Origin of the sequence: Falsiroseomonas tokyonensis (assembly GCF_019024325.1) — a bacterium.
Lineage (GTDB): Bacteria > Pseudomonadota > Alphaproteobacteria > Acetobacterales > Acetobacteraceae > Falsiroseomonas > Falsiroseomonas tokyonensis.
In genome coordinates, this window is the sequence record NZ_JAFNJS010000004.1 from 175,146 (window position 1) to 197,070 (window position 21,925).

Here is a 21,925-nt window from a genome sequence, read left to right on the forward strand (position 1 = left end):
GCTGGTGGAGCGCGCCTATGCGCCCTGGCTGCCGGTGACGGGCGCGCGCCCCCTGCCGATGGATGACGACTATGCCGCCCGCTGCGAGGCGGGCCAGGCCTTTGTCCTGCTCCGGGACGAGGCCCTGGCCGGGCTGATCGTGCTGCTGGATTTCCCGGACCATCTCTGGATCGACAATATCGCGGTGGAGCCCGCCCTGAAGGGCCAGGGCCTCGGCCGGATGCTGATGGATTTCGCGGAAGCCGAGGCGCGCCGCCGCGGGCTGCCGGAGCTGCGCCTGCTGACCAATGCGCTGATGGCGGCGAATATCGCGATGTATCGCCGCCTGGGTTTTGCGGAGACCGCGCGGGTGACGGAAAAGGGCCGCGCGCGGGTCTATATGGCGAAGCCGCTCTCCGCCTGAAGCGCCACGCCGAGGCGCGCAAGATCGCGCCAGTAATCCGGATAGGTTTTCGCCACGCAGCCCGGGTCCAGGATGGTCACGCCGGGCACCATCAGCCCGACCAGCGCCAGGCTCATGGCGATGCGGTGGTCGCCATAGGTCTCGATCCGTGCCGGCCGGAAGTTTTCGCGGGGCTGCGGCGTCACCAGAAGGTCGTCGCCGACTTCCACCGCCAGCCCGGGGGCAATGCGGGACAATTCGGTGGCCATGGCGGCGACGCGGTCGCATTCCTTCACGCGCAGATTGGCGATGCCGGTGAAACGCACCGGCGTCGCATTGAAGGCCGCGAGCACCGCGAGAGTCGGCACCGCATCCTGCATCTGCGATCCTTCGATCTCCGCCGGCAAATGCGGGAATTGCCGGATCAGCGCCTGCGCCTGCGCATCCGGCTGCGTGAAGTTTTCCGCCCCCAGATCGATGGCACCGCCCGTCAGCACCTCCACCGCCCAGAGATAAGTCGCGGCCGAGGCATCCGGCTCCACATGCAGATCGGCCGCCCGGTAGCCGCCGGGCTGCACAAGCCAGGCCGCCGCGCTCTCCTGCGTCACCGTCGCCCGGAAGTGGCGCATGGCGGCGACGGTCAGGTCGATATAGCCGCGCGCGCCGATCGCATCGCCGGCCAGCGTCACGCGCACCGGCCTGGCGCCGCAGGCCGCCAGCATCAGGATGGCCGAAAGATATTGGCTGGACAGGCCGGCATCCACCGTCACCGCCTCGCCGGCAAAACCGCCGCGCCCCTGCACCGTCACCGGCGGGCAGCCCGTCGGCGCCTCGGCCGTCACGCCGAGCGCCGCCAGCGCGGTCACCAGCGGCGCGATCGGCCGCTTCTGCATATGCGCATCGCCGGTCAGCACCACAGGCCCATCCGCCAGCGCCGCCGCCGCGGTCAGGAAGCGCGTCGCCGTGCCAGCATTGCCGAGGAAGAGCGGCGCCGCCGGCGCGCGCAGCGCCCCGCTGCCGGTCACCACGAAGCTCGTCGCGTCCGGCTCCGCCACCGTCACACCCATGGCGCGCAGCGCCTCGGCCATATGCCGCGTGTCGTCGCTTTTCAGCGCGCCGGTGATCCTGCTGGTCCCCCGCGCCAGCGCCGCCAGCAGCAGCGCCCGGTTGGTGATGGATTTCGACCCCGGCGGCGCCACGCGCCCGCGCAGCGGCCGGCCCGGCGGCACGATGGTCACCGCCTGCATGGTCAGGCCTCGGCTTCCGCAAAAATCCGCGAAACGTCGCCGCCCCAGGCGCCTTCCCAGCGCTGCAGCCAGCGCTCCGCCTGGGTGATGCCGGATTCCGCGATCTCGGCCAGCGGCGCCAGGTACACCTCCTCGCCCAGCCCGCGCGCCCGCAACCCCTCGCGCGAGATCGCCACCGCATCGCGCGCGGTCGCCTGCAGCGTACGCCCGCGGATGGTGGCGGCCAGCGCCTGCTGCGGCACGGCGTTCCGCAGCAGCTTCATCTCCTCCACCGTCCAGCCGCGGATCAGCGCCGCCGCCGCCTTCTGTGCCGCATCGTCATAGAGCAGCCCGGTCCAGAAGGCCGGCTGCGCCATCAGCATCGCCGGGCTGCCGGCATCCGCGCCGCGCATCTCGAGAAAGCGCTTCAGGCGCACATCGGTGAAGACGGTGGTGACGTGGTCCGCCCAGTCCCCCATCGTCGCCTCATGCCCCGCCAGCTTCTCCGCGCGGCCCTCCAGGAAGGCGCGGAAGGACACGCCCGCGGCGTCGATGTACTGGCCATCGCGCATGATGAAATACATCGGCACGTCGAGCACGAACTGGGCAAACCGCTCGAACCCAAAACCGTCCTCGAAGGCCACGGGCGGGATGCCCGTGCGGTCCGGGTCGGTATCCGTCCAGACCCGTCCGCGCAGCGTCAGCAGGCCGGAAGGCTTGCCCTCCAGGAAGGGCGAATTGGCAAACAGCGCGGTGGCCAGCGGCTGCAGCGCGAGCGAGACGCGCAGCTTCTCCACCATGTCCGCCTCGTCGCCGAAGTCGAGGTTCACCTGCACCGTGCAGGTGCGCAGCATCATATCGAGGCCCATGCCGCCGACCATCGGCATGTAGCGCCGCATGATCGCGTAGCGCCCCTTCGGCATCCAGGGCATGTCCTCCCGCTTCGCCAGCGGGTGGAAGCCCAGCGGCGCGAAGCCGAGGCCGAGCGGCCCGGCCACCTCATGCACCTCCCGTAGATGCTCGGCCAGCTCCACGCGGCCGGCATGCAGGTCCTCGACCGGCGCGCCCGAAAGCTCGAACTGCCCGCCCGGCTCCAGGCTGACGGAGCCGCCGCCGCGCTTCAGGCCGATGACATTCCCGGCGTCCAGGATCGGCTCCCAGCCCTTCGCCTGCAGCCCTTCCAGCATCGCCTTGATGCCCCCCGGCTCATAGGGCGGCGGCGCGAAGCCTGCCCGAGAAAATCCGAACTTCTCGTGCTCCGTGCCGATCCGCCAGGCGGCCTTGGGCTTGGACCCTTGGGCGAACCACTCGGCCAATTGGCGCGTGGAGGTGATCGGCGTCAGGTCGGCCTCGCCGGGATTCGACATGCTGTGCGTTCTCTTCCAGGCGTCCAGCCGGGGCGGTTGCCCCGGCCGATCAGGCCCAATCGCCCATCAGCGCCTGCAGCGCCGCGAGCCCGGCCACGGCCGCGGTCTCGGCCCGGAGAATCCGGGGCCCGAGTGCGGCCGGCACTACAAAGGGCCGCCGGCGCAGGTCGTCAAGTTCCGCCTCCGCGAAGCCGCCCTCCGGCCCCACCAGCAGGGCCAGCGGCGCGCCTTCCGGCCGGGCCAGTTCGCGCAGCGGGCGCGCCTGGCTGCGCTCCATGGCGACCACCAGCGGCGCCCCGTCCCAGCCATCCAGCAGGCGATGCAGCGGCACGGCTTCCGCCACCTCCGGCACAGACAGCCGCTCGCATTGCTCCGCCGCGCCGCGGGCGATGGCGGATAGCCGCGCGGCATTGGCGCGGTCCGCCACGGTGCGGCGGGTCAGCACCGGCTGGATGAGGGTCGCGCCCAGCTCCGTCGCCTTCTCCACCACCCAGTCCATCGCATCCCGCTTCAGGGCTGCGACCAGCAGGCGGCATTCCGGCTCGGCCGCCGGTGGGCGCGCCTGGGCGCCAATGGCAAAGCGGGCGCGGTCCTTGCGGATCGCCTCGATGGTCGCGTCCCATTCCCCGTCGCGCGGGTTGAACAGCCGCACCGCATCGCCGGGGCCGCGCCGCAGCACCGTGCCGATGTGATGCGCCTGGCCGGGCGCGGCCTCCACCAGGTGGCCCTCGGCCAGAGGCTGATCGATGAAAAGACGGGGGATGGACATCCAGAACCTCCGCGGACAGGTATAGGACCATGACCGGCTGGACCGATATCCGCGCCACCGGCTGGGTGGCCCGCCTGCCGCCCGGCTGGCGCCCCTATGCGCTGCTCGGCCGCTTCGACCGGCCGATCGGCGCCTGGCTGCTGCTGCTGCCCGGCTTCTGGGCCTTTGCGATGGCCGCGCCGGGCTGGGCCGAGGGTCTGCGGCTGGCGCTGCTCTTCACCATCGGCGCCTTCGCCATGCGGGCGGCGGGCTGCGTGGTGAACGATCTCTGGGACCGGGACCTGGACCGCCAGGTGGAGCGCACCCGCGGCCGGCCACTGGCCGCCGGCATGGTCACCCCCTTCCAGGCGCTGGTCTTCCTGGCGGCCCTCTGCCTTGTGGGGCTGCTGGTGCTGGTGCAGCTGCCGCCGGCGGCCATCACTGTGGGCCTGGGCTCGCTGCTGCTGATCGCGCTCTATCCGTTGGCCAAGCGGGTGACGGACTGGCCACAGGCGGTGCTCGGCCTGGTTTTCTCCTGGGCCGCACCCACCGGTTATGCGGCGGCGACCGGCGGCCTCGGCTGGCCGGCCCTGCTGCTCTGGGCCGCCGGCTTCTTCTGGATCCTGGGCTATGACACGATCTACGCCCATCAGGACCGGGAGGATGATGCGAAGGTCGGCATCCGCAGCACCGCGCTGCGGCTGGGCGCCGGCACTGCGCGGTTCCTGACCTTCTGCTACGCGGCCATGCTGGCGCTGCTGGTCGCCGCCGGGCTGCTGGCCGGGCTGCATTGGCTGTTCCTGCCGGCCCTGCTGCCGGCGGCCGCGCTGCTGGCGCGACAGGTGCTGACGCTGGACATCGATGACCCGGAACGCTGCCTGATGCTGTTCCGCTCCAACCGCGAGGTCGGCTTCGCCATCGCGCTGGCTTTCCTGGCCGGCCGGCTGTGAGCGACCCGGAAAGCTTCATCCTCGCCCATACCGCCATCGCCTGCCCTTCCCTGGTGCCGGAGCTGCGCCTGCACCTGGCCACCGAGATCACCCCGATCTGGCAGGCCACCGAGTCCTGGCTGGCGCAGGAAGGCATCGAGCCCCCCTTCTGGGCCTTCGCCTGGCCCGGCGGCCAGGCCCTGGCTCGCACGGTCCTGGACCAGCCCGGGCTGGTCGCCGGCAAGCGCGTGCTGGATTTCGCCGCCGGCTGCGGCATCGGCGCCATCGCCGCCGCCCTGGCCGGCGCCGCCAGCGTCGAGGCCGCCGAGATCGACCCTCTCGCCCTGGCCGCCACCCGCCTGAACGCCGCGCTGAACGGCGTGGAGGTGGCAACGCCCGAGGGCGATGTGGTGGGTGCCGCCTGCCGCTGGGACCTGATCCTGGCCGGCGACGTCTGCTACGAGGCGCCGATGACCGCCCATATCCTGCCCTGGCTGCGTGCCATGTCGGCCGCCGGCGCCGAGGTCTGGATCGCCGATCCGGGCCGCGCCTATCTGCCGCGGGACGGCATGACGCTGCTCTCCACCCACCTGGTGCCGACGACGCGGGAGCTCGAAGACCGGGACACCCGCCAGGTGACCATCCACCGCCTGCTGCCGTGATTCTCGCGCAGGCCCGGCGCTTCCTCGAAACCGTCTGGCCGGAGTGGCACGCCGAGCGCGGCCGCCCCCTGCCCGCCATCCCCTCCACCGGCACCTGCGGCCGCTCCGCCTGCTTCCTGCAACGCGTGCTGGCGGAGGCCGGGCAGGAGGCCCGGATCCGCCACGGCTGGTTCCTCGCCCCGGGCCGCCCGCCGGCGCGCCATGCCTGGGTGGAATCGACGGGGCTGATCCTGGACCTGACCGCGGACCAGTTCGGCGCGCCGCCCCTCCTCGGCTGCCCGGCGCCCGATGCCCGCTACCGCCCGGGGACCGACACCGCGGATCCGTCCTTCCAGGCGGCCCGCGCCGTCGCCGTGGCGGCGATCTGGCCGCGCTGGCAGGCCGCGACATTTCTCCAATCCGGCGGCCACCCGCCCGGCTAGCCTCGGCTCCCCAAGGAGCAAGGAGGTTCGTGATGCTGTGCCCCACTTTGCGCTACCAGGACGCCCCGGCGGCGCTGGATTGGCTGGAACGCGCCTTCGGCTTCCGCCGCGGCCTGGTGGTGCCCGACGACAAGGGCGGCATCGCCCATGCGGAGCTGCATCTGGGCGAAAACGGGCTGGTGATGCTCGGCTCGGTCCGCGCCGACGGTTTCGGCCAGGCCCCCGGCCAGCTCGGCGGCATCACCGGCAGCATCTATATCCGCACCGAGGATGCCGATGCGGCGCATGCCCGCGCCCTGGCGGCCGGGGCGGAGCTGGTGCGGCCGCTGCAGACCACCGACTACGGCAGCCGCGATTTCACGGTGCGCGACCCGGAAGGCCATGTCTGGTCCTTCGGCACCTATTGGCCGGACCCACCTGTGTGAAAGTTTCGGGACAGTCATGAGACTGGCTTGTCGCAGCGGGGGCGGCATGCGACCGGGGCGCGCCATCATCCCAGGCCCCCAAAAATGCGCCTTCGCACCCTGCTGCTCGCCAGCCTCTGCGCCACCCCGGCCTGGTCGCAGGAGGCGCCGTTCTTCAACCGCATCGCGACCATCGAGGCGGTGCGCATGCTGCCCCCCGGGCAAGACCGCAGCGGCCGGTCCATCGCGGAAATCGTCGCGGCCTCCGGCGACGGCAACACGCTGGTCTATGTCGATGGCGGCCAGCGCGGCCTCGGCTTCGTCGATATCACGGACCCCGCAGCGCCGCGCCCGGCCGGCTTCCTGCCGCTGGATGGCGACCCCACCTCGGTGGCCACGCGCGGCGGCCGCGCCTATGCGGTGCTGGACACCTCGCCGAACAAGACCGAACCCTCCGGCCACGTCGTGGTGGTGGATATCGCCGGCCGCCGCCCGGAACAGGCCTGCGAGCTGGGCGGCCAGCCGGATGCCGCGACCATCAGCCGCGACGGCGCCACGCTGGTCATCGTCATCGAGAATGAAAGGGACGAGCGACTCGACGGCGGCCGCATCCCGCAGCTGCCGCCCGGCAACCTCACCACCATCCCGCTGACCGCCACCGGCCTGGATTGCGCCGCGCTGCGCCGCGTGGACCTCACCGGCATCGCCGCCGTGGCGCCGACCGACCCGGAGCCGGAATTCGCCGATGTGAATGGCCGCGGCGAGGCGGTGGTGACGCTGCAGGAGAACAACCACATCGCCATCGTGAACCTGGCCGAGGGACGCGTCGTCGCGCATTTCAGCGCCGGCACGGTGGATCTCGATCAGGTCGATGGCCGCCGCGACAATGTCATCCGCCCCACCCAGCGCCTGGCGGGCCTGGTGCGGGAACCCGATGCGGTGCGCTGGCTGGATGACGAACGCTTCGTCACCGCCAATGAAGGCGACATGGTCACCGGATCCCGCGGCTTCACCATCTTCCGTCGCGACGGCAGCGTGGAATGGGATTCCGGAAATCTGCTGGACCATCTGGCGATCCGCCTCGGCCACTACCCCGAGGCACGCTCCGCCGCCCGCGGCAATGAGCCGGAGGGCGTGGAGATCGCCACCTTCGGCGATCGCCGGCTGATCTTCATCGGCTCCGAACGCGCCTCCCTGGTCAGCGTCTGGCAGGATCGCGGCCCGGGCCGGGCGCCGGCCTTCCTGCAGGCGCTGCCGGTGGGCGTGGCGCCGGAGGGGATCCTCGCCATCCCCGCCCGCGGCCTGCTGGTGGTAGCCGGCGAGGGCGACAATCCGGAGATCGGCCTGCGCTCCACCCTAACGATCCATCGCCTCGGCACCGGCCCGGCGGCCTATCCGACCCTGCAGTCGGAGAACGGCCCGCAGGGCACGCCGATCCCCTGGGGTGCGCTGTCCGGCCTGACGGCGGATCGCAGCCGCCCCGGCCAGCTGCATGCGGTGACCGACAGCGTCTATGCCGAGGCGCAGATCCTGGCGATCGACGCCACCGCGACCCCCGCCCGCATCACCCGCAGCGTCACCGTCACCCGCAACGGCGCGCCCGCCCAGAACCTCGATATCGAGGGCATCGCGATGCGCGCCGATGGCAGCTTCTGGCTGGCCTCGGAAGGCAATCCCGAACGTGCCCAGAACAAGACCGCGAACCTGCTGCTGCGCGTCTCAGCCAGCGGCGCGATCGAGGAGGAGATCGCCCTGCCCGAGGCCCTGGCCGCCACCGCCAGCCGCTTCGGCTTCGAGGGTGTGACGGTGACCGGCGAAGGGGCGGAGGAAGCGGTCTGGATCGCCGTGCAGCGCCCCTGGTCCGGCGCGCCCGAAGGCCATGCCATGATCCTGCGCTACCTGCCCGCCACCCGCGCCTGGGGCGTGCTGCACTTCCCGCTGGACCGCTCGCCGGCCGGCTGGATGGGCCTGTCCGAGATCACTGCCGTCGGCCCGGACCGCTTCGTGGTGATCGAGCGCAACAACCAATGGGGCGAGGCCGCGATCAAGCGCCTGGTGCTGGTGTCGACCGCCGGCCTGACCCCGGCGGAACCCGGCGCGGCGCAGGTGCCCGTCGTCGCCCGCCGCCTGCTGCGCGACATGGTGCCGGACCTGGCCGCCGCGCGCGGCGTGGTGCAGGAGAAGCTGGAGGGTTTCGCCATCGACGCTGCCGGCGAGGCCTTCGCGGTGACGGATAATGACGGCGTGCAGGGCACTTCGGGCGAGACCCAGTTCCTGCGCCTCGGCCGCCTGCCGCTCGATTGAGCCCCGCTCAGCCGATCGGCCCGCGGTCGATCCGGCTGAGCACCTCGTTCACGCCGCGATAGGTCGCCTCGATGCCCGTCACGCCCCGCGCCGCCAGGCGTTGCGCATGCATGGCGTGATAGGCCTCGGCCGCGGCGCGCGTCTCGAACAGATAGACGCCGCCGGCGCGCCCCGCGGCAGGCTCCTCCGTCCAGATCTTCCAGAGCAGGCCGTGCTGGCCGGCAATATCCTCCGCCAGCGGCTTCAGCGCCTCGGTCCGCTCGGGGCCGAAGGCGCTGTTGGGGAAGTCGAAGATCAGGACGGTGGCGGCCATGCGGGACCCGGCATCACCCATAGGCGACCGTCTGTTGCACCTGCTCGCCCAGCCCCTGGATCGACAGGCGCATCGTCTGCCCCGCCTTCAGGAAGACCGGCGGCTTCTTGCCCAGCCCGACGCCCGGCGGGGTGCCGGTGGAGATCACGTCGCCCGGATGCAGGGTGATGAAGTGGGAGACATAGGAGACCAGGTGCCGCACCCCGAAGATCATGGTGCGGGTGGAGCCGTCCTGCATCCGCACCCCGTCCACATCCAGCGTCATCGCCAGGTCCTGCGGGTCCGCCACCTCGTCCCTGGTGACCAGCCAGGGGCCGAGCGGGCCGAATGTGTCGCAGCCCTTGCCCTTGTCCCAGCTGCCGCCGCGTTCGATCTGCCATTCGCGCTCGGAGACGTCGTTGCAGATGGCATAGCCCGCCACATGCTCCATCGCCGTCTCCTCGGGCACGCATTTCGCGGTGCTGCCGATGATGATGGCGAGCTCAACCTCCCAGTCCGTCTTCACCGAATCCTTCGGGATGATGACATCGTCATTCGGGCCGCAGACGGCGCCGAGCGACTTCAGGAAGACGATCGGCTCCTTCGGGATGGCCGCGCCCGTCTCCGCCGCATGGTCGGCGTAGTTCAGCCCGATGCAGACGAAGTTCTTCATCCCCGCAACGCAGGGGCCGAGGCGCGGCGTGCCGGTGACGGCGGGCAGGCTGGAAGGCTCCAGCGCCGCGATCTGCGCCAGGCCCGCGGCCGAAAGCGCCACCCCCGACAGGTCCGGGATCACCCCCGAAAGGTCGCGGATGGTGCCGGAGCTGTCCAGCAGGCCGGGCTTTTCCTGGCCCGCAGGGCCGTAGCGAAGGAGTTTCATAATATGCCTATACCCGTGTTGGGGGGATCGCGGAACTACAGCGTCCAGCCGCCGTCGATGACGATGGCCTGGCCGGTGACGAAGGCGCTTTCGTCGCTGGCGAGATAGACGGCCAGCGCCGCCATCTCCTCGGCGGTGGCCAGCCTTCCCATGGCCTGGCGCGCCACGAAGGCGGCGCGCGCCGCTTCCTCGCTGCCGGCCGCCGCCGCATTGGCGCTGATCCGCTCACCAAGGCTCGGCGTATCCACCGTGCCGGGGCAGATCGCATTGCAGCGGATGCCCTGGGCCACGTATTCGGTGGCCACCGACTTGGTCAGGCCGATCACCGCGGCCTTGGTGGTGCCATAGACGAAGCGGTTCGGCGCGCCTTTGATCGAGGAGCAGGCCGAGGACATGTTGACGATGGTGCCGCGCTTGCGCGCGAGCATCCCCGGCAGCACCGCCTGCACCATCTTCCACATGGACCGCACGTTCAGCGCGAAGCCGAAATCCCATTCGGCATCGGTCGCCGTCAGCACCGTGTTCTGGTGCACGAAGCCGGCGCAGTTGAACAGGATGTCGATCTCGCCGGCCGCCGCGATCGTCTCCGCGATCGCCGCCCCGTCCAGCACGTCCAGGCCCCGCGTGGTGAGGCCCGGCGCCGCCAGGTCCGAGAGCTTCGCCACATCCTTGTCGGTGGCGATCACCTCCGCGCCCTCGGCGGCGAAGGCCAGCGCCGTGGCGCGCCCGATGCCCTGCGCCGCCGCCGTCACCAGGCAGCGCTTGCCCGCCAGACGTCCCGCCATGGATCCGCTCCTCAATGGTTGTGCCGGCTTTCGCCGCGCGTCTCCAGAATATTGAGGAACATCGTCGCCGGCTCCAGGCAACCGCCGGTGCCGAGCTGGCCCACCATGCTGCGGTAGATCTCCTCCCACGGCGTCTTGTGCAGCAGCACCGGCGCGGTCCAGGCGGCGCGGCGCGCGGCCAGCTCCTCGGCCGGGATCAGCACATCCACGCGGCGCGCCTTCAGGTCGATGCGGATCGGGTCGCCATGCTTCAGCAGCGCGAGTCCGCCGCCCACCGCCGCCTCCGGCGTCACGTTCAGGATGGAGGGGCTGCCGGAGGTGCCGGACTGCCGCCCGTCGCCCATGGTCGGCAGCGCCATGATGCCGCGTTTGATCAGCGCCGCCGGCGGCTGCATGTTCACCACCTCGGCCGCACCCGGATAGCCCACGGCGCCGCAATTGCGCACCACCAGCACGGTCTTCTCGTCGATGCCCAGCGCCGGGTCCTCGATGCGGGCGTGGTAGTCCTCCGGCCCCTCGAAGACCGCGACCTTGCCTTCGAAGACATCCGGGTTCTCGGACAGGAAGCGCGCCCGGAAGGCCTTGTCGATGACGCTGATCTTCATCACGGCGCTGTCGAACAGATTGCCGTTCAGCACGATGAAGCCGGCCTGTTCCTTCATCGGCCGGTCCATGGCGCGGATCACCTCGCGGTCCGGCTCCGGCACATCGGCCAGATTCTCCGCCACGGTCTTGCCGGTGACGGTCATCACATCGCCATGCAGAAGGCCCGCCTTCAGCAATTCGCGCATCACGCCCGGCACGCCGCCGGCGCGGTAGAAGGCCTCGCCCAGGAAGCGGCCGGCGGGCTGGCAATCCACCAGCAGCGGGATCTCCGCCCCCACGCGCTGCCAGTCGGACAAGTCATGCTCCACGCCCATATGGCGGGCGATCGCCACCATGTGGATCGGGCAGTTGCTCGACGCGCCGATGGCCGAGGCCACCATGACGGCATTCTCGAAGGCCTTCTTGGTCATGACGTCGGAGGGGCGGAGGTTCGCCTTCACCATCTCCACCGCCCGCACGCCCGTCATGTAGGCCATCTGCGCCCGCTGCCGGTAAGGCCCGGGGATCGCCGCGCTGCCGGTCAGCGTCATCCCCACCGCCTCGGCCAGCGAATTCATCGACAGCGCCGTGCCCATGGTCGAGCAATGCCCGACCGAGGTGGAGCTTGCCGCCACCATCTCGATGAAGCCTTCGTAGTCGATCTCCCCGGCCGCGAGCTTCTTCCGGGCCTCCCAGACGATGGTGCCGGACCCCGCCAGCCGCCCATGCCACCAGCCATCCAGCATCGGCCCGCCGGGCAGCGCGACCGCCGGGATGTTCATGGTGGCCGCGCCCATCAGCATCGCCGGCGTGGTCTTGTCGCAGCCCGTGGTCAGCACGACGCCATCGATCGGATAGCCGTGCAGGATCTCTACAAGTGACAGGTACTGAAGATTGCGATCCAGCGAGGCCGTGGGGCGCTTGAGCGTTTCCTGGATCGGGTGGACCGGAAATTCCAGGGGCACGCCGCCGGCATCGCGGATGCCCGCCTTCACCCGCTCCGCCAGGGCGATGTGGTGCCGGTTGCAGGGGGAGATGTCGGAGCCGGTCTGGGCGATGCCGATCATCGGCCGGCCCGACTGCAATTCGGCGCGCGTCATCCCGAAGTTCAACTGCCGCTCGATATAGAGCGAGGTCATTCCGGGATCCTGGGGGTCGTCGAACCAGCGCTGGCTGCGAAGCTTGAAGGGCTTCTTGGTCTGGTCGTGGTCGTCCATGGCGGTTCCCCCATCGGCCTGTGCCGTTGGGGGAAGTGAGGCGCCGCACCGCCCTTTCGTCAACCTCTCCCGCAACCGGCGGGCTTGGCCTTCCGGCCCGCGGCACGCTCCAGCCACTGCCGGGACAGCAGGTCCCAGAGGGTGGGTTCGGCTGGACAGGACATGGCGCGTCTCCTCCTGGCGCCCCCCGGTTCTGACCGCGATCCGTTTCCGGATGATGTCGCGCCCCGCCGCCGTGCTGCGGGCTTTATTGCGCGGCGTTGCGCAGGCATGCTGCGCAACGACGCCCCTCCGCAACGAAGGACCGCCCGCCATGGCGGAGACTGCCGCCATCATCGTCTGCGACGACGAACCCGATCTGCGCGAGGCCGTGGCCGAATACCTTTCGCGCCGCGGCTTCGCCGTGCGCCGCGCGGCGGATGGCGCGGAACTGCGCCGGCTGCTGGCCGAGGAGATGGCAGATCTCGTCGTGCTCGATATCGCCATGCCGGGGGAGGATGGGCTGTCCCTCGCCCGCGCGCTGCGGGCCGAATCCGATATCGGCATCGTCATGCTCTCCGCCGCCGGGGATGTGGTGGACCGGGTGGTGGGGCTGGAGGTCGGCGCCGACGACTATGTCGCAAAGCCCGTCGACCTGCGCGAACTCCTCGCCCGGCTGCGCGCCGTGCTGCGGCGGCGGGAAGCGACGGCGGCGCTGCTGGCCGCCCAGCCCGCCGCTGCCGCCCCCGGCAGCGCCGTGGCCGCCGTGGCCGCCGCCACGCCCAGCCACCGCATCCGCATGGGCCGCACCTGGCTGGACCTGGAGGCACGCCGCCTGACCGGGCCGGATGGCCAGGAGATTCCGCTCGGCCCCTCGGAATTCGCCCTGCTGCGCGCCTTCGCCGAACGCCCCGGCCGGGTGCTGACGCGGGAGGTGCTGCTCGACCTGGCCCATCCGCGGGGGGAGGAGCATTTCGACCGCTCGATCGACGTCCGCATCGCCCGCATCCGCCGCAAGGTGGAGGCGGTGCCCGACCGGCCCGCGGTCATCCGCACCATCCGCGGCGCCGGCTATGTCTTCGACCCCACCGCGAATGCCTGAAGCCGGCCCGCCGGGGCAGGATGCCGATGTGGCGCTGCTGCGCGGCGTGCTGGATGCGGCGCCGGCGCGGGTCTGCGTCGTCTCCCGCGATCGCCGCTACCTCTACGTCAATCGCGAATTCGCCGAATTCGCGCAGCGTCCGGCGGAGAGCATCCTCGGCATGGCGACGCGCGACCTGGTGGGCCCGGAAGTCGCCGGCCAGCTGGACCCGCTGGCCGACCGCGCCCTGGCCGGGGAGGTGGTGAAGCGCGAGGGATGGATCGACTACCGCCGCAACGGCCGGCGCTTCATCGCCTGGACCTTCACCCCCTTCGGCGCCCCGCCGGGCGGTGCGGCGGAGGGGCTGCACGAGGCCTTCATCCTGTTCATGCGCGACCTGACGGAGGAGAAGCGGCGGGAGGAGGAGGCAGAAGCCAGCCGCCAGCAGCTGCGCGCCATCCTGGAAGGCGTGGCCGACGGGGTGAACATCGTCGGCCCCGATGCGCGGCTGGTGCTGGCCAATGACGGCTTCCTGGCGATGTTCGACTTCCCGCCGCATCTCGGCACGCCCGGCACCCCCGTGGCCGATTTCGTCCGCAACCGCCTGCGCCGCGCCGATCTGCGGCCGGAGGAAGACCCCTGCGCGCCGGAGGAGGCGCTGGTGCTGGCCCGGGTGGCGGAGATCATGTCCCGCCCGCCCGGCCGGCAGGAGGAAACCCGCCCCGATGGCCGCGTGATCGAGCTGCGCACCGAACGCCTGGCCGATGGCACGCTGGTCAATACCTACAGCGACCTGACCCTGCGGCGGGAGGCCGAGCGCGCCCGCCGCGCGGGGCGGGAGGCGCTGCGCCGCAACGAGAGGCTTTCGGCCATCGCCTCCCTGCTCGCCGGCGTGGCGCATGAGATCAACAACCCCCTCGCCGTGGTCGCCGCCCAATCCCTGCTGCTGGCGGAGGAGGCGGAGGGCACGGAACTGGCCGCGCGGGCGGAGAAGGTGCGCCTGGCCGCCGAACGCTGCGGCCGCATCGTCGCCAGCCTGCTCGCCTCCGCCCGCCAGAAGCCGCCGAAGCGGGACAGGGTTTCCCTGGCCCAGGCGATCGAGACCGGCCTCGACCTGACCGAGGGTGCGCGGGCCGGCGTGGCCCTGGTGCGGGAGGTGCCGGCCGGGCTGCCGCCGGTGCGCGGCGATGCCGACCAGCTGGCGCATCTGGTGGGCAACCTGCTGGCCAATGCCTGCGCCGCCTTGGCCGGCCATGCGCCGCCCTCGCCGGATTGGCAGCCGCGCATCCGCCTTTCCGCACGGGTCGGGCCAAAGGAGTTGGAATTGCGGGTGGAGGACAATGGCCCCGGCATTCCACCTGCCCTGCGCGAGCGCGTCTTCGACCCCTTCTTCACCACCAAGCCGGATGGGGAGGGCACGGGCGTGGGCCTCGCGCTTTGCCGCACCATCGCCCAGGCGCATGGCGGCAGCATCGCGGTGGAGGATACGCCGGGCGGCGGCGCCACCCTGGTGGTGCGCCTGCCGCTGGGGTGAGACCCAAAGCCCTCCCCCCCCCCCCCCGCTTGGGCGGGAGGGTTGGGTGGGGGGCTCGGTAACGCGGCTACCCTGCCGCAGCAGCCGCACATGAGTTGCACTGGCCTGCCGTATTCGGCGAAGCCCCCCACCCAACCCTCCCCCCCTTCGGGTGGAGAGGGCTTTCCCCCTTACGCCGCCGCTTCCTCCAAAAACCCCTGCACGGCCTGGAACAGCGCGCCGCGGTTGCGCTCCATCCACATGTTGTGCGTGCCCTCCGCCAGCACGACCATGCGCTTGCCGGGCGACCGGCTTAGCTCCGAGAATACCGCGAAGCCCAGCGCCGGCGGCGTGGTGCGGTCCCATTCGCCGAGCACGACCAGCGCCGGGGCGGTCACCTTGCCCGGCTCCCACCAGGGCTTGCCCGCATTCCAGAATTCCCGCCCATCCGCCACCGGCCCGTTCGGCACCCGCAGCACGGCGGGGTTGGCGCGGATGCCGTCCGGGTCCAGCGCCCAGGTGACGCCGGCAAAATGCTCGAACCAGCCGGGCGGGATCAGCCCGGCGCGCTGCGCCTCCGGCGCCTGGGCCAGGATTCCCTCCCGCAGCGCGCGCTGGGTCAGCGGCCGCCACGCGCCGAGCGGCCCGCCGCCGGGGTCCGTCCGGCTCGGCCCGTCGCGCAGCCAGGGCGGCGCGAACAACACCAGACGCTCCACCTGCCCTGGCTGGTCCGCGGCGAAGCGGCCGACCAGCTTGGTGCCCCAGCTGTGGCCCAGCAGCACCAGCTTCTCGAGCGACCGTCGCTGCCGGATGAAATTCACCGCCGCCGTCAGGTCCGCCATCGCCTGCTCGCCGCGCGCCACCGGCGGGTTCTGGTCGGCCGGCTGGGACATGGCGGCGGGGCGGGTGGAGCGGCCGAAGCCGCGCACATCCAGCGTCCAGACATCGAAGCCGCGGCTGGCGATGTAATCCATCCAGGACAGGCCGCCGAAGGGCAGGTCGAAGCTGGAGGAAGCGCCAAAGCCCGCGCCATGCACCATCAGCAGGGTGCGGGAGGCGCCGGTGGTCGCGCCCTCCTGCCGCTTGTTGCGCAGGAACACCTCGATGCCCTCGCCGCTCGGCACCATGAACTCTTCCGTGAGCACCTGGGTAGCGGACTGGGCGCGCACCGCCCCCGGCAGGGCCGAGGCGGCCGCCGCCAGGGCGGGCGCGGCGAGGATGAGGCGTCGCTTCATGAAGACAGGCTCCGGACGTCGGTTTTCGGGAGTGTAGCCTCCGCCCGCCCGCCCCCCAAGCGCGACGCACAGGAAGATCATGCGACCGCGCCGGCGATCCGGGCTAACACCCCGCCGCCATGTCACACAAAGCATTACACACCCCCGGGCGCCTGGGTGCCTGGGGACCGGAGATTCGCGCGACCCTGGCGCTCGCCTGGCCGCTGGTGCTCACCAACCTCTCGCAATTTGCCCTGTCGCTGACCGATGCGTTGTTCCTCGGCCGGGTGTCGACGGAGGCGCTGGCGGCGGCCACGCTGGGCGCCAACCTCTATTTCGCCGCGCTCTCCCCGGCCTTCGGCCTGGCGCTGGCAGCGGCACCCATGTGCGCGCAGACCCGCGGCCGCGGGCGCGGCCATCTGCGCGGCATGCGCCGCGACGTGCGCGCCGCCTTCTGGGCCTGCGCGGCCGCCACCATCCCGGTCTGGCTGGCGCTGTGGCACACGGAGGCGCTGCTGGGCCTGCTGGGCCAGGACCCCGCCTTGGCGGCGCTGGCGGCGCAATATGTCGGCGCGCTGATGTGGGGCATGCCGCTGTTCTGCGGCTTCGTCGTGCTGCGCGGCTTCCTCTCGGCGGAGCAGCGGCCGATCCCGGCGCTGGTCGTCTCATTCGTCGGCGTCGCGCTGAACATCCCGCTGAACTACTGGCTGATCCATGGCGGGCTGGGCCTGCCGGCGATGGGCGTGGTCGGCGCCGGCATCGCCTCCGCGCTCTGCAACCTGGCGATGTTCGCAGGGCTGGTGGTGGTGATTGCGCGCGACCGGCGACTGCGGCGCTATCACCTGTTCGGCCGGCTCTGGCGCTACGACCTGGCACGGCTGCGGGAGGTGGCGCAGATCGGCCTGCCGATCGCGGGATCCATGGCGCTGGAGATCTCGGTCTTCGCCTTCGCCGCCATCGCGATGGGCTGGTTCGGCGCGGTGGCCGTCGCGGCGCATGCCATCGCGGTGCAGGTGGCTTCCGCCACCTTCATGGTGCCGATGGGCATCGGCCAGGCCGCCACCGCACGCGTCGGGCTGATGACCGGCGCCGGCCGGGCGCGGGAGGCAGCACGCGCGGGCTGGATCGGCATCGGGCTCGGCGCCGGCTTCATGGCGATCTCCGCCGCCACGCTGGTGCTGCTGGCCGGCCCGATCGCCTGGCTATTCCTGGCGAAAGGCAATCCGGGCGCGGAGGAGACGGCGGCGCTGGCCGCGGTGATGCTGGTGATGGCGGGCTTCTTCCAGCTTTCGGATGGCGTGCAGGCGGTGGCCGCCGGTGCCTTGCGCGGGTTGAAGGATACAAGGGTGCCGATGCTGCTGGCGGGACTCGGCTACTGGATCCTCGGCCTGCCGCTCGGCCTTGTACTGGCGCTCCGCTTCGAGGTGGGGCCGATCGGGCTGTGGATCGGGCTCTCGGTGGGGCTGCTGCTGGTGGCCGGGATGATGCTCGCGCGATGGATGCGGCTTTCCGCCCGCGGCGGCTTGACGCTGCGCCGCCGGCTGCGATGACTGGGACCATGCTTCGACGGAACCTGCCATGACCTTGTGGAAACGCGACTGGACGCCGGCGCAGATCAATGCCCGCATGGCGGACAACATGGCCGGCATGCTGGGGATCGAGGTGACGGAGATCGGCTCGGACGCGCTGCACGCCACCATGCCGGTGGATGCCCGCCACGCGCAGCCCTTCGGCCTGCTGCATGGCGGCGCCAGCGTGGTGCTGAGCGAGACGCTGGGCTCCCTGGCCTGCATGATGACGCTGGAGGAAGGCAAGCGCGCCGTGGGCATCGAGGTGAATGCCAACCACATGGCCGGCGTGAAGCGGGGCGAGACCGTCACCGCCATCTGCCGGCCGATGCATACCGGCGCGCGCACCCAGGTCTGGCAGACCGAAATCCGCCGCGCCGACGGCAAGCTCGCCTGCGTCTCCCGCCTCACCTGCGCCGTCGTCGGTGCGTGATGCCGGCATGAATGCCAGTGTATTGCTGCCCCTCGAACGCCGGGCGCCGCGCATCCGCGCGGCTTGGCTTCGCGGCACAGGCCGCGGGCCGCATTCGCGACCTCGGCCCGCCTGCCTCTGATTGGAGAGCACGACCACCATGACCAAGCCCAAAGTCGCCGTCATCGGCACCGGCGGCACCATCGCCTCCCAGGGCCTGCACGGGTTGGATGTGCAGGACTATGCCTCCTCCGGCCGTCCCATCCTGGACGCCGAGGCGCTGGTCGCCGGCGTGCCGGACCTGGCGCGCGTCGCCGATGTCTTCGCCGTGCCTTTCACCGCCATCCCCTCCACCGCCATCGGCTGGTCCGACTGGCGCGCCCTGGTGGCGAAGATCCTGGAGCTGGAGGCGGCGCATCCGGACCTCGCCGGCATCGTCATCACCCATGGCACGGCGACGCTGGAGGAGACCGCCTACCTTCTGTCCCTGACCCTGCCGACCGACCTGCCCGTGGTGGTGACCGGCGCCCAGCGCCCCTTCACCGGCCTGTCCTCTGACGCGCAGATGAACCTGGTGGCGGCGGTGCGCGTGGCGGCCGACCCGCAGGCGCGGGGCCTCGGCGTGCTGGTGGTGCTGAACGATGAGATCCATGCGGCACGGGAAGTGACCAAGACCTCCACCGGCCGGATGCAGACTTTTCGGAGTCCGGATCTCGGCGCGCTCGGCCATGTCGATGCCGACCGCAACAGCTTCTGGCGGCGGCCCACGCGGGTGATGCCGGTGGCGGAGCGCTTCGACATCCTGAAGCTGGACCGGCCGCCCCGCGTCGACGTTCTCTATTCCGTGGCGGGCGGCGATAGCGTGGCGGTGCATGCCTTCCTGGCGGCGGGCGCCGCCGGCATCGTCTGCGCGGCGCTGGCGCCGGGCTTCCTGACGCCGGCCGAGCGCAGCGCCATGGTGGAGGCGATCGCCCAGGGCTGCGTCGCCGTCCTCTCCTCCCGCGCCGGATCGGGGCGGACCTTCCCGACGAAGCGCTACGGGGAGGAAGGCTTCCTCAATGCCGACAACCTGAACCCGCAGAAGGCGCGCATCCTGCTGACGCTGGCGCTGACCCGCGGGCGGGATCGGGCGATGATCGCCCGGTTGTTCGAGACGGCCTGATCAGCAGCCGCCTGGCAGGGGCGAGAGCTCCAGCGCCTGCCCGGTGACGGAAAATTCGCCGAAATCCATCACGATCTCATCGGCGATGCCGTTGTCGTAGTAGCGCAGCCCGACCTCGTATTCGGGCTGCGAGGCGCCATTGCCGCCGGCGCCGCGCTCGAAGAAGGCGATGCGCATATGGCCGGAGGCCGCGCCCGACATCAGCGGGAAGCGCGGCGTGCCGCTGGGCTGGGTCCAGCTTGGGATCACGGTCGTCGTGTCCTGCGCGCCCTCGTTGCTGGTGCCATCGAACAGCGGGGCGGCGAGCAGGCGCTGGCCGGCGCGGGCGGCCTCCACGGCCAGCACCGTGTGGCGCATCGGCAGCAGCGTGCCGGCGGGCAGCGTCTCCTCCTGCCCCGCGGGTTCGCTGAAGCGCACGGTGCCGCTGCCATCCGGCTTCAGCTCCGCCTCCCCGGCCACGCGCTGGTTGACGGCACCCTGGGTGGTCTGGGTGAGGGAGAAGCGCAGGCTGGAATTGTCCTTCGCCTCATAGGTCGCGTAGTCGGAGACGGTCTCGATCTCCTGCCCCTCGCGATCCACCACGGTCATGGTCATGCGCTGGCGGGTCGCCCAGCCCTCGCAGGCATCGGCCACGTCGAAGACCATGGCGCCGCGCACCGCGGTGATGCCGGAATTGCGCGCCTCGCCGAGGTCCAGCCGATAGGCGGCGCGGTGCGGCAGCATCCGCGCGATGCCCTGACCCAGCGCCTCCGCCGAGACGCCGGCGCGGGGGCCGGCGGTGATCGGGGCGGGCGGCTGCTGGGCGGCAGCCGGAAGCGCAAGCAGGCAGAACGCGGCGAGGAGGTGTCGGCGGCGATGGCGGATCGGCATGGGGGTTCCTCGAAGCGTGCTGCGCTGCATCTAGGAAGCCTTGGGGCCGGCTGCACCACCTTTCGGCGGCGGCAGGTCCAGCTTGATCGAAAGCTCCTTCAACCGCGCGGCATCGACCGGCGCCGGGGCGCCCATCATCAGGTCCTCGGCCTGTTGATTCATGGGAAACAAAATTACTTCACGAATATTCGGCTCATCGGCCAGGAGCATGACGATGCGGTCGATGCCGGGGGCGGAGCCGCCGTGCGGGGGGGCGCCGTAGCGGAAGGCGTTCAGCATGCCGCCGAAGCGGTCTTCCACCGTCTGCGCCGAATAGCCCGCGATCTCGAAGGCGCGGATCATCACGTCGGGCCGGTGGTTGCGGATGGCGCCGGAGGACAGCTCAATACCGTTACAGACGATGTCGTACTGATAGGCCTTGATCTGCAGCGGATCCATGGTGTTCAGCGCCTCCAGCTCCCCCTGCGGCATGGAGAAGGGGTTGTGGCTGAAGTCGACCTGGTCGGTTTCCTCGTTCAATTCATACATGGGGAAGTCGGTGACCCAGCAGAACCTGTACGAATCCTTCTCGATCAGGCCGAGTTCCTGGCCGAGCCGGGTGCGCGCCTGGCCAGCCAACTTGGCGGCGGCCTCCACCTTGTCCGCGGCGAAGAACACCGCATCCCCATCGGACAGCCCGCAGGCGGCCTTGATGGCGGCGACGCGCTCCGGCTGCAGGTTCTTGGCGATCGGGCCGCCGGCCTCGCCATTGGCGAAGGTGATGTAGCCCAGGCCGCCGGCGCCCTGTTCGCGGGCCCATTCGTTCATCTTGTCGAAGAAGCTGCGCGGATTGCCGGCCGCGCCTGGCGCCGGAATGGCGCGGACCACCGCGCCCTTCTCCACCGCGCGCGCGAACAGGCCGAAGCCGCCGCCGGCAAAATGCGCCGTCACGTCGGCGATGCGGATCGGGTTGCGCAGGTCCGGCTTGTCGGAGCCGAATTCCAGCATCGCCTGGTCATAGGGGATGCGCGGGAAGGGCGCCGGGGTCACGGACCGCTTGGTGCCGGAGAAGTCGGAGAATTCCTCGAAGACGCCCGACAGCACCGGCTCGATCGCCGCGAAGACGTCTTCCTGCGTCACGAAGGACATCTCGAAGTCGAGCTGGTAGAATTCGCCCGGAGACCGGTCCGCCCGCGAGGCCTCGTCGCGGAAGCAGGGGGCGATCTGGAAGTAGCGGTCGAAGCCGGCCACCATCGCCAGCTGCTTGAACTGCTGAGGCGCCTGCGGCAGGGCGTAGAACTTGCCGGGGTGATTGCGCGCCGGCACCAGGAAGTCCCGCGCGCCCTCCGGGCTGCTCGCCGTCAGGATCGGCGTCTGGAATTCCGTGAAACCCTGGTCGATCATGCGGCGGCGGATGCTGGCGATGACCGCGCTGCGCAGCATCAGGTTGCGATGCTGGCGGTCCCGGCGCAGGTCGATGAAGCGGTAGCGCAGGCGCAGGTCCTCGGGAAACTCCTGCTCGCCAGCGACCTGGATCGGCAGGATTTCGGCCGCGGACTGCACCGAGACCTCCGCCACCCGCAGCTCGATCTCGCCGGTCGGCAGCTTGGCGTTCACCGTGGCACCCTCGCGCGGCACCACCTGGCCCGTCACCGTCACCACCGACTCCGGCCGCGCCCCGTCCAGCGTCGCGAAGGCCGCACTGCCCTGGGCCACCACACACTGTGTCAGCCCGTAATGGTCGCGCAGGTCGACGAACAGCAGCCCGCCATGGTCCCGCTTGCGATGCACCCAGCCCGAAAGGCGGACGGTCTTGCCGGCGTCGGCGGCGCGGAGCGCGCCGCAGTGATGGGTGCGGTAGGCGTGCATGGGGGTATTGGCCTGGCGGTGATGATGCTGAGGCGGCAAACCGCCCGACCGGGCCCCGGATGTCAAGGCCGCGCC

Annotated in this window: 21 protein-coding genes; 11 read left to right on the plus strand and 10 right to left on the minus strand. The window is 71.2% G+C overall.

Features of this window, described 5'->3' with window-relative positions; all coding sequences use genetic code 11:
* Positions 1 to 4: 4 nt before the first annotated feature.
* Positions 5 to 403, plus strand: coding sequence for a GNAT family N-acetyltransferase (locus tag J3S20_RS14585; RefSeq protein WP_343215226.1), 399 nt, complete (start codon positions 5 to 7; stop codon positions 401 to 403).
* Here the strand turns inward: J3S20_RS14585 and J3S20_RS14590 are convergent.
* Genes J3S20_RS14590 through J3S20_RS14600 form a run of 3 tightly spaced genes read right to left on the minus strand, consistent with a single transcriptional unit; the run spans position 376 to position 3,744 of the window.
* Positions 376 to 1,629 carry a 3-phosphoshikimate 1-carboxyvinyltransferase gene (locus tag J3S20_RS14590; protein ID WP_216837224.1) on the minus strand — a complete coding sequence of 418 codons (1,254 nt, stop codon included), beginning with the start codon at positions 1,627 to 1,629 and terminating at the stop codon, positions 376 to 378. The two genes, J3S20_RS14585 and J3S20_RS14590, sit on opposite strands and share 28 nt — an antisense overlap.
* A 2-nt stretch (positions 1,630 to 1,631) precedes the next feature.
* A complete protein-coding gene (locus J3S20_RS14595; RefSeq protein ID WP_216837225.1) occupies positions 1,632 to 2,975 on the minus strand; it encodes a glutamate--cysteine ligase in 1,344 nt (447 codons plus the stop codon).
* 49 nt (positions 2,976 to 3,024) lie between these two features.
* Positions 3,025 to 3,744 carry a 16S rRNA (uracil(1498)-N(3))-methyltransferase gene (locus J3S20_RS14600; protein WP_216837226.1) on the minus strand — a complete coding sequence of 240 codons (720 nt, stop codon included), beginning with the start codon at positions 3,742 to 3,744 and terminating at the stop codon, positions 3,025 to 3,027.
* Positions 3,745 to 3,773: 29 nt separating this feature from the next.
* Here J3S20_RS14600 and ubiA point away from each other — a divergent pair, with 29 nt between their 5' ends.
* The 5 genes from ubiA to J3S20_RS14625 all read left to right on the plus strand — a co-directional run bounded on the left by ubiA (position 3,774) and on the right by J3S20_RS14625 (position 8,444).
* Positions 3,774 to 4,673 (plus strand): 4-hydroxybenzoate octaprenyltransferase, encoded by a 900-nt coding sequence (gene ubiA, locus J3S20_RS14605; RefSeq protein ID WP_216837227.1) that lies wholly within the window; start codon positions 3,774 to 3,776, stop codon positions 4,671 to 4,673.
* Positions 4,670 to 5,314 (plus strand): class I SAM-dependent methyltransferase, encoded by a 645-nt coding sequence (locus J3S20_RS14610; RefSeq protein WP_216837228.1) that lies wholly within the window; start codon positions 4,670 to 4,672, stop codon positions 5,312 to 5,314. Before ubiA ends, J3S20_RS14610 begins: the two co-directional genes overlap by 4 nt.
* On the plus strand, positions 5,311 to 5,736 hold the full coding sequence (locus J3S20_RS14615) for a lasso peptide biosynthesis protein (RefSeq protein WP_216837229.1): 426 nt from the start codon (positions 5,311 to 5,313) through the stop codon (positions 5,734 to 5,736). Before J3S20_RS14610 ends, J3S20_RS14615 begins: the two co-directional genes overlap by 4 nt.
* A gap of 32 nt (positions 5,737 to 5,768) precedes the next feature.
* The gene (locus J3S20_RS14620; protein WP_216837230.1) at positions 5,769 to 6,161 is read left to right on the plus strand and encodes a VOC family protein; all 393 of its coding nucleotides are present in this window, start codon (positions 5,769 to 5,771) and stop codon (positions 6,159 to 6,161) included.
* Positions 6,162 to 6,245: 84 nt separating this feature from the next.
* Complete coding sequence (locus J3S20_RS14625) at positions 6,246 to 8,444, plus strand: esterase-like activity of phytase family protein (protein WP_216837231.1); 2,199 nt, start codon at positions 6,246 to 6,248, stop codon at positions 8,442 to 8,444.
* A 7-nt stretch (positions 8,445 to 8,451) separates the two neighbouring features.
* On the opposite strand, the gene J3S20_RS14630 is transcribed toward J3S20_RS14625, so the two are convergent.
* The 4 genes from J3S20_RS14630 to J3S20_RS14645 are packed head-to-tail and all read right to left on the minus strand — an operon-like array spanning position 8,452 to position 12,203.
* Positions 8,452 to 8,757: a YdhR family protein gene (locus J3S20_RS14630; protein ID WP_216837232.1), complete on the minus strand. Its 306-nt coding sequence runs from the start codon at positions 8,755 to 8,757 to the stop codon at positions 8,452 to 8,454.
* Between the two features lie 13 nt (positions 8,758 to 8,770).
* A complete protein-coding gene (locus J3S20_RS14635; RefSeq protein ID WP_216837233.1) occupies positions 8,771 to 9,616 on the minus strand; it encodes a fumarylacetoacetate hydrolase family protein in 846 nt (281 codons plus the stop codon).
* Between the two features lie 35 nt (positions 9,617 to 9,651).
* Positions 9,652 to 10,401, minus strand: a complete 750-nt coding sequence (locus tag J3S20_RS14640) for an SDR family oxidoreductase (RefSeq protein ID WP_216837234.1) — start codon at positions 10,399 to 10,401, stop codon at positions 9,652 to 9,654.
* A gap of 11 nt (positions 10,402 to 10,412) precedes the next feature.
* Positions 10,413 to 12,203 (minus strand): IlvD/Edd family dehydratase, encoded by a 1,791-nt coding sequence (locus tag J3S20_RS14645; RefSeq protein WP_216837235.1) that lies wholly within the window; start codon positions 12,201 to 12,203, stop codon positions 10,413 to 10,415.
* Positions 12,204 to 12,516: 313 nt separating this feature from the next.
* On the opposite strand from J3S20_RS14645, the gene J3S20_RS14650 reads away from it, so the two are divergent.
* Both J3S20_RS14650 and J3S20_RS14655 read left to right on the plus strand, forming a co-directional pair.
* Positions 12,517 to 13,284: a response regulator gene (locus J3S20_RS14650; protein WP_216837236.1), complete on the plus strand. Its 768-nt coding sequence runs from the start codon at positions 12,517 to 12,519 to the stop codon at positions 13,282 to 13,284.
* Positions 13,277 to 14,797, plus strand: coding sequence for a PAS domain-containing sensor histidine kinase (locus J3S20_RS14655; RefSeq protein ID WP_216837237.1), 1,521 nt, complete (start codon positions 13,277 to 13,279; stop codon positions 14,795 to 14,797). The genes J3S20_RS14650 and J3S20_RS14655 overlap by 8 nt, the downstream gene beginning before the upstream one ends.
* Before the next feature lie 170 nt (positions 14,798 to 14,967).
* On the opposite strand, the gene J3S20_RS14660 is transcribed toward J3S20_RS14655, so the two are convergent.
* Complete coding sequence (locus J3S20_RS14660; protein ID WP_216837238.1) at positions 14,968 to 16,011, minus strand: alpha/beta hydrolase; 1,044 nt, start codon at positions 16,009 to 16,011, stop codon at positions 14,968 to 14,970.
* 119 nt (positions 16,012 to 16,130) lie between these two features.
* Between J3S20_RS14660 and J3S20_RS14665 the strand changes: the two genes are divergently transcribed.
* From J3S20_RS14665 to J3S20_RS14675, 3 genes are all read left to right on the plus strand, one after another.
* Positions 16,131 to 17,540 carry an MATE family efflux transporter gene (locus J3S20_RS14665; protein WP_216837239.1) on the plus strand — a complete coding sequence of 470 codons (1,410 nt, stop codon included), beginning with the start codon at positions 16,131 to 16,133 and terminating at the stop codon, positions 17,538 to 17,540.
* Positions 17,541 to 17,568: 28 nt separating this feature from the next.
* Positions 17,569 to 17,991, plus strand: a complete 423-nt coding sequence (locus tag J3S20_RS14670; RefSeq protein WP_216837240.1) for a hotdog fold thioesterase — start codon at positions 17,569 to 17,571, stop codon at positions 17,989 to 17,991.
* Positions 17,992 to 18,130: 139 nt separating this feature from the next.
* The gene (locus tag J3S20_RS14675) at positions 18,131 to 19,132 is read left to right on the plus strand and encodes an asparaginase (RefSeq protein WP_216837241.1); all 1,002 of its coding nucleotides are present in this window, start codon (positions 18,131 to 18,133) and stop codon (positions 19,130 to 19,132) included.
* Here the strand turns inward: J3S20_RS14675 and J3S20_RS14680 are convergent, their stop codons facing one another.
* Both J3S20_RS14680 and aspS read right to left on the minus strand, forming a co-directional pair.
* Complete coding sequence (locus tag J3S20_RS14680) at positions 19,133 to 20,002, minus strand: EipB family protein (RefSeq protein WP_246602837.1); 870 nt, start codon at positions 20,000 to 20,002, stop codon at positions 19,133 to 19,135.
* A gap of 30 nt (positions 20,003 to 20,032) precedes the next feature.
* Positions 20,033 to 21,850: an aspartate--tRNA ligase gene (gene aspS, locus J3S20_RS14685; protein ID WP_216837243.1), complete on the minus strand. Its 1,818-nt coding sequence runs from the start codon at positions 21,848 to 21,850 to the stop codon at positions 20,033 to 20,035.
* Positions 21,851 to 21,925: the final 75 nt, after the last annotated feature.

Bases quoted from the DNA above. Each gene is read 5' to 3' on its own strand.
- J3S20_RS14595 (WP_216837225.1), bottom strand. From the start codon at position 2,975: ATGTCGAATCCCGGCGAGGCCGACCTGACGCCGATCACCTCCACGCGC.
- J3S20_RS14620 (WP_216837230.1), top strand. From the start codon at position 5,769: ATGCTGTGCCCCACTTTGCGCTACCAGGACGCCCCGGCGGCGCTGGAT.
- J3S20_RS14655 (WP_216837237.1), top strand. From the start codon at position 13,277: ATGCCTGAAGCCGGCCCGCCGGGGCAGGATGCCGATGTGGCGCTGCTG.
- J3S20_RS14670 (WP_216837240.1), top strand. From the start codon at position 17,569: ATGACCTTGTGGAAACGCGACTGGACGCCGGCGCAGATCAATGCCCGC.
- aspS (WP_216837243.1), bottom strand. From the start codon at position 21,850: ATGCACGCCTACCGCACCCATCACTGCGGCGCGCTCCGCGCCGCCGAC.
- J3S20_RS14590 (WP_216837224.1), bottom strand. From the start codon at position 1,629: ATGCAGGCGGTGACCATCGTGCCGCCGGGCCGGCCGCTGCGCGGGCGC.
- J3S20_RS14675 (WP_216837241.1), top strand. From the start codon at position 18,131: ATGACCAAGCCCAAAGTCGCCGTCATCGGCACCGGCGGCACCATCGCC.
- J3S20_RS14660 (WP_216837238.1), bottom strand. From the start codon at position 16,011: ATGAAGCGACGCCTCATCCTCGCCGCGCCCGCCCTGGCGGCGGCCGCC.
- J3S20_RS14650 (WP_216837236.1), top strand. From the start codon at position 12,517: ATGGCGGAGACTGCCGCCATCATCGTCTGCGACGACGAACCCGATCTG.
- J3S20_RS14665 (WP_216837239.1), top strand. From the start codon at position 16,131: ATGTCACACAAAGCATTACACACCCCCGGGCGCCTGGGTGCCTGGGGA.
- J3S20_RS14640 (WP_216837234.1), bottom strand. From the start codon at position 10,401: ATGGCGGGACGTCTGGCGGGCAAGCGCTGCCTGGTGACGGCGGCGGCG.
- J3S20_RS14625 (WP_216837231.1), top strand. From the start codon at position 6,246: ATGCGCCTTCGCACCCTGCTGCTCGCCAGCCTCTGCGCCACCCCGGCC.
- J3S20_RS14600 (WP_216837226.1), bottom strand. From the start codon at position 3,744: ATGTCCATCCCCCGTCTTTTCATCGATCAGCCTCTGGCCGAGGGCCAC.
- J3S20_RS14635 (WP_216837233.1), bottom strand. From the start codon at position 9,616: ATGAAACTCCTTCGCTACGGCCCTGCGGGCCAGGAAAAGCCCGGCCTG.
- J3S20_RS14680 (WP_246602837.1), bottom strand. From the start codon at position 20,002: ATGCCGATCCGCCATCGCCGCCGACACCTCCTCGCCGCGTTCTGCCTG.
- ubiA (WP_216837227.1), top strand. From the start codon at position 3,774: ATGACCGGCTGGACCGATATCCGCGCCACCGGCTGGGTGGCCCGCCTG.
- J3S20_RS14645 (WP_216837235.1), bottom strand. From the start codon at position 12,203: ATGGACGACCACGACCAGACCAAGAAGCCCTTCAAGCTTCGCAGCCAG.
- J3S20_RS14630 (WP_216837232.1), bottom strand. From the start codon at position 8,757: ATGGCCGCCACCGTCCTGATCTTCGACTTCCCCAACAGCGCCTTCGGC.